The organism is Kribbella sp. NBC_01484 (genome assembly GCF_036227145.1).
In the GTDB taxonomy this organism is placed as follows: Bacteria; Actinomycetota; Actinomycetes; order Propionibacteriales; family Kribbellaceae; genus Kribbella.
The window spans coordinates 7814388-7829644 of record NZ_CP109437.1; the positions used below are offsets into that span (position 1 = coordinate 7814388).

15 protein-coding genes are annotated in these 15257 nt (G+C 69.0%); 10 read left to right on the plus strand and 5 right to left on the minus strand.

What is annotated here, in order from left to right:
- Positions 1-5: 5 nt before the first annotated feature.
- Positions 6-1454: a glycine hydroxymethyltransferase gene (locus OG555_RS37770; RefSeq protein WP_329478057.1), complete on the plus strand. Its 1449-nt coding sequence runs from the start codon at positions 6-8 to the stop codon at positions 1452-1454.
- Here the strand turns inward: OG555_RS37770 and OG555_RS37775 are convergent.
- Entirely contained in the window at positions 1447-3000 is a 1554-nt protein-coding gene (locus tag OG555_RS37775) for a DHA2 family efflux MFS transporter permease subunit (RefSeq protein WP_329478060.1), read from the minus strand. The two genes, OG555_RS37770 and OG555_RS37775, sit on opposite strands and share 8 nt — an antisense overlap.
- A gap of 62 nt (positions 3001-3062) precedes the next feature.
- Here OG555_RS37775 and OG555_RS37780 point away from each other — a divergent pair, with 62 nt between their 5' ends.
- Positions 3063-3533: a GbsR/MarR family transcriptional regulator gene (locus OG555_RS37780; RefSeq protein WP_329478062.1), complete on the plus strand. Its 471-nt coding sequence runs from the start codon at positions 3063-3065 to the stop codon at positions 3531-3533.
- A gap of 6 nt (positions 3534-3539) precedes the next feature.
- Here OG555_RS37780 and OG555_RS37785 read toward each other — a convergent pair whose 3' ends face one another.
- The 3 genes from OG555_RS37785 to OG555_RS37795 all read right to left on the minus strand — a co-directional run bounded on the left by OG555_RS37785 (position 3540) and on the right by OG555_RS37795 (position 6794).
- Positions 3540-4709 carry an amidase gene (locus tag OG555_RS37785; protein WP_329478064.1) on the minus strand — a complete coding sequence of 390 codons (1170 nt, stop codon included), beginning with the start codon at positions 4707-4709 and terminating at the stop codon, positions 3540-3542.
- 307 nt (positions 4710-5016) lie between these two features.
- On the minus strand, positions 5017-6231 hold the full coding sequence (locus OG555_RS37790; protein WP_329478066.1) for an MFS transporter: 1215 nt from the start codon (positions 6229-6231) through the stop codon (positions 5017-5019).
- Positions 6228-6794, minus strand: coding sequence for a helix-turn-helix domain-containing protein (locus tag OG555_RS37795; RefSeq protein WP_329478069.1), 567 nt, complete (start codon positions 6792-6794; stop codon positions 6228-6230). The genes OG555_RS37790 and OG555_RS37795 overlap by 4 nt, the downstream gene beginning before the upstream one ends.
- A 411-nt stretch (positions 6795-7205) precedes the next feature.
- Here OG555_RS37795 and OG555_RS37800 point away from each other — a divergent pair, with 411 nt between their 5' ends.
- Genes OG555_RS37800 through OG555_RS37825 form a run of 6 tightly spaced genes read left to right on the plus strand, consistent with a single transcriptional unit; the run spans position 7206 to position 12717 of the window.
- Positions 7206-8900 carry a nitrite/sulfite reductase gene (locus OG555_RS37800; protein WP_329478071.1) on the plus strand — a complete coding sequence of 565 codons (1695 nt, stop codon included), beginning with the start codon at positions 7206-7208 and terminating at the stop codon, positions 8898-8900.
- Positions 8897-9046: a hypothetical protein gene (locus tag OG555_RS37805; protein WP_166665480.1), complete on the plus strand. Its 150-nt coding sequence runs from the start codon at positions 8897-8899 to the stop codon at positions 9044-9046. The genes OG555_RS37800 and OG555_RS37805 overlap by 4 nt, the downstream gene beginning before the upstream one ends.
- Positions 9043-9729: a phosphoadenylyl-sulfate reductase gene (locus OG555_RS37810; protein ID WP_329478073.1), complete on the plus strand. Its 687-nt coding sequence runs from the start codon at positions 9043-9045 to the stop codon at positions 9727-9729. Before OG555_RS37805 ends, OG555_RS37810 begins: the two co-directional genes overlap by 4 nt.
- Positions 9726-10640 carry a sulfate adenylyltransferase subunit CysD gene (gene cysD / locus OG555_RS37815; RefSeq protein ID WP_329478075.1) on the plus strand — a complete coding sequence of 305 codons (915 nt, stop codon included), beginning with the start codon at positions 9726-9728 and terminating at the stop codon, positions 10638-10640. The genes OG555_RS37810 and cysD overlap by 4 nt, the downstream gene beginning before the upstream one ends.
- The gene (locus OG555_RS37820) at positions 10640-11926 is read left to right on the plus strand and encodes a sulfate adenylyltransferase subunit 1 (RefSeq protein ID WP_329478077.1); all 1287 of its coding nucleotides are present in this window, start codon (positions 10640-10642) and stop codon (positions 11924-11926) included. The genes cysD and OG555_RS37820 overlap by 1 nt, the downstream gene beginning before the upstream one ends.
- Positions 11923-12717: a sirohydrochlorin chelatase gene (locus tag OG555_RS37825; RefSeq protein ID WP_328521244.1), complete on the plus strand. Its 795-nt coding sequence runs from the start codon at positions 11923-11925 to the stop codon at positions 12715-12717. Before OG555_RS37820 ends, OG555_RS37825 begins: the two co-directional genes overlap by 4 nt.
- On the opposite strand, the gene solA is transcribed toward OG555_RS37825, so the two are convergent.
- Positions 12714-13838, minus strand: coding sequence for an N-methyl-L-tryptophan oxidase (gene solA, locus OG555_RS37830; protein WP_329478080.1), 1125 nt, complete (start codon positions 13836-13838; stop codon positions 12714-12716). The two genes, OG555_RS37825 and solA, sit on opposite strands and share 4 nt — an antisense overlap.
- Positions 13839-13920: 82 nt before the next feature.
- Here solA and OG555_RS37835 point away from each other — a divergent pair, with 82 nt between their 5' ends.
- Entirely contained in the window at positions 13921-14148 is a 228-nt protein-coding gene (locus OG555_RS37835; protein ID WP_329478082.1) for a ribbon-helix-helix protein, CopG family, read from the plus strand.
- Positions 14148-15236 (plus strand): Clp protease N-terminal domain-containing protein, encoded by a 1089-nt coding sequence (locus OG555_RS37840; protein ID WP_329478084.1) that lies wholly within the window; start codon positions 14148-14150, stop codon positions 15234-15236. The genes OG555_RS37835 and OG555_RS37840 overlap by 1 nt, the downstream gene beginning before the upstream one ends.
- The last annotated feature ends 21 nt before the right edge of the window (positions 15237-15257 follow it).

A 15257-nucleotide genomic window follows, 5' to 3' on the forward strand; every position in this document is an offset into this window, starting at 1 on the left:
CAACGATGACTCAACCCTTCGATGCCGCCGCCGCATCGGCCGCGTACCGCAACGCGCTCGAGGTGATCGGCGCGGTGGAACCCACGATCGCCGGCGCGATCAAGGCCGAACTGGCCGACCAGCGCTCGTCGCTGAAGCTGATCGCGAGCGAGAACTACGCCTCCCCCGCCACCCTGCTCACGATGGGCAACTGGCTCTCGGACAAGTACGCCGAGGGCACCATCGGGCACCGCTTCTACGCCGGCTGCCAGAACGTCGACACCGTCGAGCAGGCCGCGGCCGACCACGCCGAGGCCCTGTTCGGCGCACCGCACGCCTACGTCCAGCCGCACTCCGGCATCGACGCGAACCTGGTCGCCTTCTGGGCGATCCTGGCCCAGCGGATCGAGTCCCCGGCGCTGGCCGAGGCCGGCGCCAAGCACGTCAACGACCTGTCCGACGAGGACTGGACCAAGCTCCGCAAGGCGCTCGGCGACCAGAAGATGCTCGGTATGTCCCTGGACGCCGGCGGTCACCTGACCCACGGCTTCCGGCCGAACATCTCCGGCAAGATGTTCAACCAGCACTCCTACGGCACCGACCCGGAGACCGGGCTGCTCGACTACGACGAGGTGGCCCGCAAGGCGCGCGAGTTCAAGCCGCTGATCCTGATCGCCGGCTACTCGGCGTACCCGCGGAAGGTGAACTTCGCGAAGATGCGCGAGATCGCCGACGAGGTCGGCGCGACCCTGATGGTCGACATGGCCCACTTCGCCGGCCTGGTCGCGGGCAAGGTGTTCACCGGCGACTTCGACCCGATCCCGCACGCGCACGTCACCACGACCACCACGCACAAGTCGCTGCGCGGCCCGCGCGGCGGCATGGTGCTGTGCCAGCCGGAGTACGCCGACTCCGTCGACCGCGGTTGCCCGATGGTGCTGGGTGGTCCGCTCAGCCAGACGATGGCGGCGAAGGCGGTCGCGCTCGCCGAGGCCCGGCAGCCTTCGTTCCAGGTGTACGCGCAGGCGGTCGCCGACAACGCAGTCACGCTGGCCGAGGGCCTGATGAAGCGTGGCGTGAAGCTCGTGACGGACGGCACCGAGAACCACCTCGTGCTGCTCGACGTCTCGTCGTACGGCATCACCGGCCGGCAGGCCGAGTCCGCGCTGCTCGACGCCGGCATCGTGACCAACCGGAACGCCGTACCGCGCGACCCGAACGGCGCCTGGTACACCTCGGGTGTCCGGATCGGCACGCCGGCGCTGACCACCCGTGGTTTCGGCGGCGACGAGTTCGACCGGGTCGCCGAGCTCATCGTCGACGTCATCTCCGCCACGACGCCGACCACGACGTCGGCCGGTGCCCCGTCCAAGGCGAAGTACGTGCTCGCCGACGGCGTCGCGGACAAGACGAAGGCCGCCTCGTCCGAACTGCTCGACAAGCACCCGCTGTACCCGGGCCTCGAGCTCAGCTGACTCGCGCAGCGCCCGCTTCCACACTCTTGGGAGCGGGCGCTCGCCGTTGTGGCATCAACACGGCGGCGAGCACGGCGCCCGCGACTGCGATTCCCGCCGACACCCACATGGTGGTGTTGAGACTGGTCATGAAGGCGTCCCGGACATCGCTCAGCAGGTCGGCGGAGCCCGACTTCGCCGCAACGGCGAGCCCGCCACCAAGTCCCTTCTCGATCGCATCCGCGGCCTGCGCGGGCAGTCCGGTCGTGTCGACTCCTGCGCGGTAGACCGAGTTCAGCACCGTGCCCAGAACCGCGACACCGACTGTGCCGCCGACCTGGCGGAACGCCTGCAGCAGACCGGATCCGGTCCCGGCCCGCTCCGGGTCGAGCACACCCAACGCCGCGTTCATTGCCTGCGGCATCGAACACCCGAGACCGAAGCCGACCACCACGAACCAGATCGCGGTGTACCCGTACCCGGTGCCGAGCCCCGTGAAGGCCCCGAGCACGAACCCGACGGCCATCACCACGAACCCGGCCATCACCACCAGCCGGGTTCCGGCCTTCGCCTCCACCGGCTCGGCCACCTTCGCGCCGAGCGTCATCCCGCCGATGAACGGCAGCAACTTGAGCCCGGTGTGCAGCGCGTCCGATCCGTTGATGCCCTGGAAGTACTGCGGCATCGTGAACAGCAACCCGAAGATCGCGAACACCGACACCGTGAGCAGCACCGCCCCGCCGGTGAACGTCTTCTCGTGGAACAACCGCAGTTCGATCAACGGCCGCGTGGTCCGCCGCTGCCAGAGCAGGAACCCGGCGATCAGTACGACGGCCAGTCCGAGGAACAGCACCGTGACACCATCGGTCCACGACGTCTCGCCGGCCTTGGTCACGCCGTACACCAAGCACGCCAGACCAGCACTGGAGAGCACGATGCCGAGCCAGTCGATGGCCGGTCGCCGCGAGCTTCGGGTCTCTGGCACGAGCAGCGTGACCGCAAGGGCCGCAATCAACGCGATCGGGACGTTCATGAAGAAGATCCACTGCCAGCCGGCGTGGTCGAGCAGCAGTCCGCCGACAATCGGGCCGAGCGGCATACCGATGCTGTTGGCAACGACGAAGAACCCGATCGCCTTCTTCCGATCCTCCTCGGTGCGGAAGAGCACGGTGATCAGCGACAGCGCCACCGGAACGATCATCGCCGCACCGACGCCCAGGAACGCCCGAGCGGCGATCAGGCCCTCGGCCGAGTCGGCCAGGCCGCAGGCGAGCGAGGCGGCGCCGAACAGGGTGAGCGCGATCGCGATGATCGTGCGCCGCCCGTACCGGTCGCCGAGGAGACCGGCCGGCAGCAGGAGGGCCGCGAGGACGAGGTTGTAGCTGTTCGCCATCCACTGCAACTGGCTGGTGGAGGCATCGAGGTCGGACGCCAGCGTCGGCAGTGCCACGTTGAGCACGGTCGTGTCCAGGCCGAGGACGAGGACGGCGAGGCAGAGCGCGATGAGTACTCCGAAGCGGCGCGCGCCGGTCAGCGTCGGCCGTTCGGCGTGGGAGGTCGAGGTCATGGATTCAAATTATCAAAAGTTTGTGATAGTTGCGATACATCAAATTATTGTAAGCTTCAACCATGGCGCAGGAACCGAGCCCGGAAGAGATCAGCCAGTTCGTCGAGCGCTTCGCCGGCGTGCTGGCCAACAGCGGCGTCCCGACGATGTCGGCCCGGGTGATGGGCCGGATGCTGGTCAGCCCGACCGGCACGATGACCGCCGCGGAGTTGGCCGAGTCGCTCAGGATCAGCCAGCCCGCCGTCTCCGGTGCGGTCCGGCAACTGCTCCAGGTGTCGTTCATCTCCCGCGAGCGGCTGCCCGGGTCCCGCAAGGACCACTACCGGATCCGCGACGACGTCTTCGCCGCGATCCTCGAACGCCGCAACGACGCCCTCGGCGAATGGGAGGCCAGCAGCCGCGCCGGCGCCGACCTCTTCGGCCCCGACTCCCCCGTCGGCCACCGCCTCACCGAAGCCGCCGACTTCTTCGCCTTCATCAAGACCGACCTCGACCAGATGATCAAGCACTGGCGGTCGGAGCACCCGCGCTGAGACCCGTCAGCGGATCGGTGGTGGGGGCAGGGCAACCTGCACCCGCCGTGCCACCGCGAGCGCGACGTCGTCCGACCCATGGGGCGCCACAACCTGAACACCCACAGGCAATCCGTCCGCCAGACCCGCAGGGACGCTGACCGCGGGGTGCCCGGTCACATTGAAGGCCCAGCACGGGTCGCCGGTGACGATGCTGGACTCGTGCTGGTCGTAGCCGTGCGCAACAGTCAGCGTGGTCGGGGTGATCAGGGCATCCACTTCGGCGAAGAGATCGGCGAGCGCGGTGTTGTTGTTGTCGCGCACCTCGCGAGCCCGGTTCGCCGCGGCCGCTTCCGCACCGCGGCCGGCATCCAGACCCGACAGCACAGGCCACGCCTCATCAGTCGGGAGAAGCTCGAGCGGTACGTCGACCACGGTGACGCCGGCGTGAGTCAGCCGCTCGCGGATCACGTGGTCGACCGCAGGGTCCGCCAGATGACAGCCGAGGGTGGAGCGATACGCAATCCGCCACGAACGATCGTGAACGGTCGGGACCGGCCACGCCGGCAGCGCGGTCGGGTCCAGGCGGTGTGGACCGCTGGCGATGCTCGTCGCCAGGATCACGTCGTCGAGCTCGGCGCCGATGAAGCCGGCGGTGGTGAGCCCGCCGAGGATGCGACCGACCGGGCGCGGGATGCGGCCATACGTGCCTTTGAAGCCGACCACTCCGCAGAACGCGGCCGGGATCCGCAGTGAGCCGCCGGAGTCTCCACCAGTTGCCAGCGGTACGACGCCGGCCGCGACCGCCGCCGCACCACCAGCGGTCGAGCCACCTGGCGATCGCGACAAGTCCCACGGGTTGCGGGTGTAGTCCTGGCCGTTCCATCCGAAGGTTTGCGACACCGCGCCGGGCCTGGCGCGCGTCGCCGTACCGATCGGGATCCCGCCGGCCGCCACGAGCCGGCTGATAATCGGCGAGTTGTCCGGCGTCCTTGCCTTGATGAAGAACGGGACACCCGCGAACGGACCGGTGGGCTCGAGTCGTTCGGCTGCTGCGCGGGCGCCAACGACGTCCAGCTCGTCGACGAAATGGAGCAGCGGGTCGAGGCGAAGTGCAGCCTCGAGCGCCTGGTCGATCACCTCGAGTGCAGTCCGCTCGCCGGATCGCACCTGAGCGGCGATCGACGCCGCGGTCACGCAGCCCCAGCGACGCGGGGCGCGAGGGCGAACTCGCGTACGTTGTCCCAATCGACCTGAAGCACCAGGTGAGCTTAGCGTCAGCGGGTCGGTGCGTAGACGGCGATGGCGGCGAAGTCGTCGGCGGGCTCCGAGGCCTGCCAGGACCGTACGTCGTCGACGTACCGCGAGCCGTGGCCGGTGAACACGGAGTGAGTACGTTCCCGGTGATGTTCGCGATCTGGTGATGCGGGCACCGCTCGGCGTTCCGCCCGACGCCGACCATGAACGACACACCCCACGCGTTCGCGCGCCCCGAGTACAGACTTCAGCCCCGCAAGCGCGAGGCCGACCACACCATCAGTACTGCGAACGCGGTCCCCAGCAGCGCACACGCCACGGCGACGTCGGTCAGCGAGATCAGCGCGCCGAACCCGGTCATGGCTATGGGCATCAGGCCCTCGTCAGACAGGCTGACGATGCTCGAGGTCCGACCGAGGAACGCCGGTTCGATGGTCTGCTGGAAGGCTCCGGACAGGAAGGCCGAGGCGAGTCCGGCGGTGAATCCGATCATCGCCATCGCGACGAACACGCCGGCCCGCGGCACCAGCCCGATCATCACGCATCCGGCCGCCTGCACGATGAGCAGCAGCAGTCCGGCACGGGCGGGCAACCGCGGCTTCCAGCGCAGGGCAACCACCGCGCCGACCGCGGCACTGATCCCGGAGCACGCCTGAAACCACCCGAGCGCCGCCGAGCCCCAGCCGTCCAGATGGACACGCTGAACCAGGCCGACGGCCAGCACCGGTCCGACACACAGGTTCAGCCCGAAGAACGCGATGACCAGGGTCCGGGCGATCCGATCGCGCCGGAGGTAACCGAAGCCCGCGGACAGGTCGCGCCGGATCGAGTGCCCACTGGGCGCCGGGCGCGGGAAGCGCGGCCGGACGACGAACGCCAGCGCCAGGGCGATGACCCCGAACGAGATCGCGTCGGCGACCATCACCGCGACCAGACCGCCCTGCGCGACCAGTAGGCCGCCGAGGGGAGCACCAACGAACACCGCCAGCCGGTTGGCCAACTGCCGGGTTGCGGCCAACCGAACGAGGTCGTCGGAGCGGACCATCCGGCGCGGCAGCGTGCCCGACGCAGGGTTGTAGAGCGCGTCCACGGCGCCGAAAAGGATCGCGACCGTCAGCAGCAGAGCCATCGACACCCCGGCCGCAGCGACGACGAGCGCGCCGGCGATGAGTACGACGATCCGGCCGAGGTTGGCGGCGATCATCGTGCGCCGGGCGTCGAGCCGATCGGCGAGCGCGCCGCCGAACAGCAGGATCAAGGCCCTCGGCAGCGCACCGATGCCCATCACCAGACCGGCACCGGCGGGCGAGGCGACTTGGGCTGCGCTCCACGCGAGGCCGACGTACCAGGCGACGTCGCCGGCCTCCGAGACCGCTCCGGACAGGATCCACGCGTGCACCCGGCGATCCCGGCCCAGCGGCGGGATGTCGGTCGTGTCCGCGACCGCCGCGGGGCCGGTCATGGCCGGGCCGGCACGCCGTGCGCGAACACGTACACCGGCACCGCGGACGAGTCGTTCGACGGTTCCTCGTAGTACTCCTGGATCAGGTCCCGGATCCGGTCCGACAGCTCGGTCAGCCGCTCCGGCGTCAGCGTCAGCCAACTCTCGGTCGCGAACGCGGCCCGCACCCACTCCTCGCCGTACTCGTGCCTGGCCTCGAACCACTGCCGGACCTTGTCCGCGTGGTACGTGACATTCCTCTCCTCGGAAACGGTTGCAATCAGCTCACCGGCCGGTTCGCCGCCTGCGTCAGCGACCGACCAGGTCCACGACGACCGGACGCTGCGCCACCAGCGCTCCCGGCGATCCTTGGCCAGCTCCGGCGCCTCCTCGATCACTCCGGCGACCGCCAGCACCTTCAGGTGATGACTGATGTTGCCGACCAGTTCGCCGGTGCGTCCGGCTAGTTGCGAGGCGGTCGCGGGGCCCTCGACGCCGAGCAGGTCGATCAGCCGCCGGCGCAGCGGATGGTGGATGGCGGCGATCACCGAGGGGTCGGCCGGGCGCCGGTTCGCGGGGGTCATGCGAGCCACCATAAATTGCACAAGAGCTCTTGTACAAGAGTTCTTGTGGAACAGGGTCCGAGCGCGAAGCAATCTCGACCAGACTTGTAGAGGTAGCCGTATCGTGAGATCCGGTCTCACGATGCAGGATTGACAGTTGCAATGTCCGGCTCTGGGACTGACGCTTGTGAGCATGCTCGCTGCCCGCTCCACTCACCTCGTAGGTCGGATTCATGTCGACCTCGGGCGGATGCGCAGCGCCATCTGTTGTCCTTCGATGTTCTGACAGCCACCCCGCCGGGCCCGATGACGGCCCCTGATCACCCCCGATCACCGCTGGGTGCGCACCGCGCGGAACGCATCGAATCGACGACGCTTCGATCCCGCCGCCCTCGGTGAGCACCTGTCACGAGGACAAGGACACCCCTCCGGATGACTGGCGTCACGTCTCCTCCTGCTGCTCCCCGTAAGCCCGCCCGCCCGCGCAAGGGCAAAGGCGAGGGCCAGTGGGCGCTCGGCTATCGCGAGCCGTTGAACAAGAACGAAGAGAACAAGAAGAACGACGACGGCCTGAACGTCCGGGCCCGGATCGAGAACGTCTACGCGCACCGCGGCTTCGACTCGATCGACCCGGCCGACCTGCGTGGCCGGTTCCGCTGGTGGGGCCTCTACACCCAGCGCAAGCCCGGCATCGACGGCGGCAAGACGGCGACGCTGGAGCCCGAGGAGCTGGACGACCGCTACTTCATGATGCGGGTCCGGGTCGAGGGCGGCCAGCTCAGCACCGAGCAGCTGCGGGTGATCGCGGAGATCTCCACCGAGTACGCGCGCGACACCGCCGACATCACCGATCGGCAGAACATCCAGCTGCACTGGATCCGGATCGAGGACGTGCCGGCGATCTGGCAGAAGCTGGAGGCTGTCGGGCTCTACACCACCGAGGCCTGCGGCGACGTACCGCGCGTCGTGATCGCCAGCCCGGTCGCCGGGATCGCCGCGGACGAGATCATCGACCCGACCCCGGCCATCGACGCCATCGTCGAGAAGTACATCGGCTCGACCGAGTTCTCCAACCTGCCGCGGAAGTTCAAGACCGCGCTCACCGGTCACCCGTCGCACGACGTCGTACCGGAAGTGAACGACATCGCCTTCGTCGGCGTGGTGCACCCGGAGCACGGGCCCGGCTTCGACCTGTGGGTCGGCGGTGGCCTGTCGACGAACCCGATGCTCGCGCAGCGGCTCGGCGCGTGGATCCCGCTGGAAGAGGTCCACGAGGCCTGGTGGGGTGTCACCAGCATCTTCCGCGACTACGGCTACCGGCGGCTGCGGACCCGGGCCCGGCTGAAGTTCCTGGTCGCGGACTGGGGCGTCGAGAAGTTCAGGGAAGTTCTCGAAACGAAGTACCTCAAGCGGAAGCTGATCGACGGACCCGCGCCCGAGGTGCCCGCTGTACAGGGCGATCACATCGGCGTACACAAGCAGAAGGACGGCAGGTACTTCGTCGGCGTCGCGCCGGTGGTCGGACGGGTGTCGGGTACGTCGCTCGCCAAGGTCGCCGACGTGGTCGCGGCGCACGGGTCGAACCGGATCCGGACGACAGCGCAGCAGAAGCTGCTCGTGCTCGACGTCGAGGAGGCGCAGGTCGACTCGCTGATCGCCGGCCTCGACGCGCTCGGGTTCCAGGCGAACCCGTCGGCCTGGCGGCGGAACACGATGGCCTGCACCGGCATCGAGTTCTGCAAGCTGGCGATCGTCGAGACCAAGGCGAAGGCGGCACAGCTGATCGACGAGCTGGAGGAGCGGATCCCGGAGCTCGACGTACCGATCACTGTGAACGTGAACGGCTGCCCGAACTCCTGCGCCCGGATCCAGGTCGCCGACATCGGCCTGAAGGGCCAGTTGGTGATGGATGCCGACGGCAAGCAGGTGCCGGGCTACCAGGTCCACCTCGGCGGCGGGCTCGGGCTGGACGCCGGCTTCGGCCGGAAGCTCCGCGGCCACAAGGTCACCGCGGACGGTCTCGCCGACTATGTGGAGCGTGTCACCCAGAACTATCTGAAGGAACGCAACGCCGGCGAGCGTTTCGCCGAGTGGGTCACCCGTGCTGACGAGGAGGCTTTGCAATGAGTGAGCGTGCTGCGCCGCTGTACTGCCCCTATTGCGGGGACGAGGACCTTCGTCCTTCCGAGGAAGGCCATGGCGCGTGGGAGTGCCGGCCGTGTGCACGGGTGTTCCAGCTGAAGATGATCGGACTGCGGGTGACAGTGGAATGAGCACAGATCTGAAGACGCTCGCCGAAGAGGCGAACGAGCGACTAGCCGACGCCTCGGCGCAGGAACTGCTGGCGTGGGCGCGGGAGACCTTCGGTGACGAGCTGGTGGTGACCGCCTCGATGGCAGACGGGGCACTCCCCCACCTCGCGGCCGAGGCGGCCCCCGGCGTCGACGTCCTGTTCCTCGACACGGGCTACCACTTCGCCGAGACGATCGGCACCCGGGACGCGGTGGCGGCGACGCTGCCGATCAACCTGATCAACGCCCTGCCGAAGCAGACGGTCGAGGAGCAGAACGCCGAGTACGGCGAGAAGCTCTACGAGCGCGAGCCCGACAAATGCTGCGCGCTCCGCAAGGTCGAGCCGCTCAACCGGTACCTGTCCGGCTACAAGGCCTGGGTCACCGGCATCCGCCGCGAGGAGGCGCCGACCCGGGCGAACACCCCGCTCGTCGAGTACGACGCCAAGCGCGACATGGTCAAGCTCAACCCGATCGCCCCGTGGACCCAGGAAGACCTCGACACCTACATCGCGGACAACGGCGTACTGGTCAACCTGCTGCAGTACGACGGCTACCCGTCGATCGGCTGCGAGCCGTGCACCCAACGAGTCGCCCCCGGCGAAGACCCGCGCAGCGGCCGCTGGGCCGGCCAAGGCAAGATCGAATGCGGACTCCACACATGACGGCCATCGTGGAAACACCAGCCGTCACAGAGCTGGACGCGCTGGAGAGTGAATCCATCTTCGTGTTCCGTGAGGTGGCGGCGGAGTTCGAGCGGCCGGTGATCCTGTTCTCCGGCGGCAAGGACTCGATCGTCATGTTGCACCTGGCCCGCAAGGCGTTCGCGCCGGCCGGGGTTCCGTTCGCGCTGCTGCACGTGGACACCGGGCACAACTTCCAGGAGGTGCTGGACTACCGCGACGCGACCGTGAACACGCTCGGCCTGCGGCTCGAGGTGGCCAGCGTCGAGGACTACATCGCGGATGGCCGGCTGCGGGAGCGATCGGACGGGACGCGGAACCCGCTGCAGACGGTCCCGTTGCTCGACGCAATCAACGGGCACCGGTTCGACGCCGTCTTCGGCGGCGGCCGGCGGGACGAGGAGCGGGCCCGGGCGAAGGAGCGGATCTTCAGCCTGCGCGACGAGTTCGGTCAGTGGGACCCGCGGAACCAGCGGCCGGAGCTGTGGTCGCTGTACAACGGCAAGCACCGACCGGGCGAGCACGTGCGCGTCTTCCCGCTGTCCAACTGGACCGAGCTGGACGTGTGGAACTACATCGAGCGCGAGGGCATCGACCTGCCGAGCATCTACTACGCGCACGAGCGGGACGTGTTCGAGCGCGACGGCATGTTGCTTGCCGTCGGCCCCTACTCGCAGCCTCGCTCGGGTGAGGTGGTCGAGCGCCGGATGGTTCGCTACCGGACCGTCGGCGACATGTCCTGCACCGGCGCGGTCGCGTCGACCGCTTCGTCCGCGGCCGAGGTGGTCGTCGAGGTCGCGGCCAGCGAGCTGACCGAGCGCGGCGCCACCCGGGCCGACGACCGCGTCAGCGAAGCCGCGATGGAAGACCGCAAGCGAGAGGGGTACTTCTGATGAGCACACTTCTCCGGCTTGCCACCGCGGGATCCGTCGACGACGGCAAATCCACGCTGGTCGGGCGACTGCTGCACGACTGCAAGGCGATCCTGGCCGACCAGATCGCCCACGTGAAGACGGTGTCGGAAGCCCGTGGTGGCGACTTCGACTTCGCCCTGCTCACCGACGGCCTGCGGGCCGAACGCGAGCAGGGCATCACGATCGACGTCGCCTACCGGTACTTCGCCACCGACAAGCGCTCGTTCATCCTGGCCGACTGCCCCGGACACGTGCAGTACACCCGCAACACGGTCACCGGCGCCTCGACCGCGGATGTGGTGATCATCCTGGTCGACGCGCGGCACGGCGTCCTCGAGCAGACCCGGCGGCACCTGGCCGTGGCCGGTCTGCTCCGGGTGCCACACGTCGTACTCGCGGTGAACAAGGTCGACCTGGTCGGCTACGACGAGACGGTGTTCACCAAGATCGCGAAAGACGTCAACGAGGTCGCCGACCAGCTCGGGATCGCCGACGTCAAGGCCATCCCGGTCTCCGCACTCGTCGGTGACAACGTGGTCGAGCGGTCGACCGAAACGCCCTGGTACGACGGACCGACGCTGCTCGAGGTGCTCGAGAACGCGACCGGGCGGATCGACTCCTCCGACCAGCCGCTGCGGTTCCCGGTGCAGTACGTGATCCGGCCGCAGACCGGGGACGAGTACCGCGACTACCGCGGCTACACCGGAACCGTTGCCTCCGGCACCGTAACCGTCGGTGACCCGGTGATCGTGCTCCCGACCGGCCGCCGTACGTCGATCGCCGGCATCGACCGGCCCGTCGTCACGTCGACGAGCACCGCGGTGGTCGAGCGGCCGTCCGCGGTCGCCGGCGAGGCCGTCACCGTTCGGCTGACCGACGACATCGACGTCGCCCGCGGCTCGGTGATCGTCGCCGCGGACGCCTCCCCCGGCACCCGCCGGGAACTGGCCGCCACCGTGTGCTGGCTGTCGGACCGCCCACTGGCCGTGGGCGCCCGGCTGCTGATCAAGCACACCACGACCACCGCCCAGGCGATCGTCACCAAGATCACCGGGGCGCTGGACCTCGACACGCTCGGAGTCATCGACGCCACCGGGCTCGACCTGAACGACATCGGCAGGGTGCAACTCAAGATCGCCGCACCGCTGGCCGCCGACCCGTACTCCAGCAACACCATCACCGGATCGTTCCTGCTGATCGACGCCCACGACGGGTGGACGCTGGCAGCCGGCATGATCGACGACGAAGAAGGGGAACTGCTGTGACTGCTCCAGCGCTCGTGATCCTCGCCCACGGCAGCCGCGACCCGCGCTCGGCCGCCACCGTCCACGCTCTCGTCAAGTGCCTGCGCGACCTGCGTGACGACCTCCGGATCGAAGCCTCCTTCCTCGACCACTGCCCGCCCACGCCGTACCAGAAGCTCGGCAAGCTCGCCGCCGAGGGCGTGGAGGAAGTCGTCATCCTGCCGCTGCTGCTGTCGTCGGCGTTCCACGCCCGGGTCGACATCCCGGCCGTCGTCGACGAGGCACGCACCCGGTTCCCGGCGCTGCGGATCATCGCCTCCGACGTCCTCGGGTACGACGAGTCGCTGCTCGACGTACTGGATCGCCGGATGCGCGCGGAGCTGAAGGACGGGCGGGTGCGGGAGCTGGACGCGCTGGTGCTGGCGTGCGCCGGTTCGAGCGACTCGCAGGCGAACGCGAGCGTGACCCGGCTCGCGCGGCTGTGGGGTCAGCGGCACAAGCTGCCGGTGACCGCGGCGTTCACCTGCGCGGCGTCGCCGTCACCGGCCGAGGCCGTGCTGCAGTGGCGGCTCGAGGGCCGGCGTCACGTGGCCGTCGGCTCCCTCTTCCTGGCCCCGGGCGTCCTCCCGGACCGCGCCGAGTCAACCGCCCGCCGCGCCGGCGCCGTCGCCGTCTCGCGCCCGCTGGGTGTCAGTGCCGAGGTGGCCCGCCTGGTCCTCCTCCGCTACGGCGTAGCCGGCCTGGACCTGCTCACCCTGACCCCGGCCCCGCGCCCGGTCATCGCCCGCCCGGAGCTCGTCCGTACCGCCTAGAACCGCAACGGATCAACGAAGGAGACGTCGGTGTACGGCGTCTCCTTCGTTGTGATCTGAGCCAGCAGCTCACCCACACCGGCGCAGTGCTTGAAGCCGTGGCCGCTGTCACCGCCCGCGATCACCAGGCGCTCGTCGTACCGGCCGACCAGGAACTGGCCGTCGGGTGAGTCCGTCACCATGCACGGCATCAGCTTGACCGGCTCGGGATCGAGGTCCGGGAAGGCGTGGCCGATCGCTGTCGACAGCTCGGCGATGTCCTCGCGCGGGTGGATGTAGCGATCGAGTTCGTCCGGATCGACGCCGCGCTCGCGCTCGGCACCGTCGAGGCCGACCTTCACCAGGAAGTCCTCGTCGGACCCGTGTCCCCACAGCCCGCGCCCGTCCGCGAACTCCCAGATGAACGACGGGAAGTTGCTGAGCCGAAAGGCCTCCGACGCCGGATCCCTCGGCTGGAACCAGAACAACGGCGTACGTCGCGGCGACAGCGGCAGAGCTGGAACCAGCTTGCTCAGCCAGGCGCCCGTGGCGACGACGACCTGATCCGCGGTGATGCTGATCGTCGGCGTGCGCACGGTCACCTCGTCGCGGCCGAGGTCGATCGCCGTCACCATCGTGTGCGGGAAGACCGTCGCACCCAGCCGTTGTGCCTCCGCGACGTGCGCGCGGACGGTCGGCTCGGCGTAGCAGATCCCCGCGCCGGGATCCCAGACGGCAACGTCCTCGGCGGCCAGGTCGTACTGCGGGAATCGCTCGACCAGCTCGTCGTGGGTCAGGTCCGTGGTCGGCGCCCCCGCCTCGGCAGCCGCCTGCCGGGCACCCCTGACCGGACGGCTTTTCGGGCCGCCGACGTTCAGAGAGCCGGTCTGACGGACGTAGACCTCGCCGGTCCCCTCCCCCAGCTGAGTCCACAGCTCCAGCGACTTGCGAGCGATCGGCGTCAACCCGGGGTGTTCCATGCAAGCGACCCGGAACAGTCGCGTGGTCCCATGCGACGAACCGAACGGATGCCCGATCCCTTGTCGCTCGATGCCCACCACATTCACCCCACGCGAAGCCAGCCGCCACAACGCCGCCGACCCGAACGCGCCCAGCCCCACCACCACGACATCCGCTCGCATTCCCCCACCCTGCCCCACTCCCAGGCTCACGAGTCCCGGCAGCCCAGGTTCTGGACTGAGATAGCGTGATATCTTGCTATCTATGGTGAAGGACGGGACGAAGAACATCCTGTTGCGGCTTGATCCGGAGTTGGCCGAGCGGCTGCAGACGGTGGCGTCGGTGGAAGGCCGGTCGGTGTCGGATGTCGCGCGAGAGGCGATCACGGCGCTGGTCGATCAGCGCCGGCAGGACACGCGGTTCAGCCGCCTCCTGGAGGAAAACCTGGCCCGCCACGAGGAGTCCCTACGCCGCCTCCGCGGAGACGGCTGATGCGCTACCTCGGCCGGTACGACGTACTCGCGGTGGCGGCTCGCGTGTTGCAGTGCGAGTCGGAGGACGCCGTACGCCGGACGGACCTGGACACGATCGACCGAGTGCTGGCCGACGTACGACGTACCCCTGGGATGGCTGAGGCGGCCGGGGTGTTGCTGGCGGGGCTGGTCCGGGAGCGCCCGTTCGACGGGCCTAATCGGGTGGTGGCGGTCGCGGTCGTCCTGCAGTTCACCGCGCTGAACCGGGCTGAGCTGCGGCTCGAGCCGGTGTCGGAAGTGGACGACTTGCTGGATCGGATCACAGCCGGCGGTGCGACCGCAGCCGAGGTTGCCGAGTTTGTCCGGGCCCGCCTCGAGCAGGAACTGGTCACGGCCGGCGACCTGCAGGAACATCTGCGGCTCGACCTGGTGCTGGAGGACGCGGTCGCCGAACTGACTGTCGACAACGAGTGGCGGAGGGGAATCCGGATGTTCGAGCGATTCAGTGATCCGGCCAAGCGAGTCGTCGCGCTGGCCCAGGAGGAGGCGCGGAAACTCGGGCATGTCTACATCGGGACCGAGCACCTGCTGCTCGGGCTGATCGAGGAGGGACAGGGCATCGCGGAGCGGGTGCTGGCCGGGTTCGGGATCACGGCTCCAGCGGTCCGTGACCTGGTGGTGGAGATCCTCGGCCGTGGGCGCGGGGAGGCCGGGACCATCCCGTTCACACCGCGGGCGAAGAGCACGTTCGAGCACGCGTGGGACGAGGCCCGGCGGCGAGGCTCCGACCAGCTCGGCACCGAGCATCTGCTGCTCGGCCTGCTGCGCGACGGCGACGGCGTCGCCGGCCAGATCCTGACCAAGCTCACCTCCGACCCGGACGCCATCCGCCGCAAGGTCGAGGATCGGATCGATCGCCGCCGGCGGTCCGAGTCCGCCGTCGCCGGCATGCTCGCCGACGACGCATCGGGCTGGACCACCTTCGGCCGTCGCCACCATCTCCTGGGCGAGCTCAACCACGTCCTGGACGAGAACGAACGCCTCCACGAGCAGGTGGCACACCTGCGCAACCTGCTGCGGGAGCATGACATCGATCCGGACGCCTGATCCCTTGGCCGGGCATCAGGC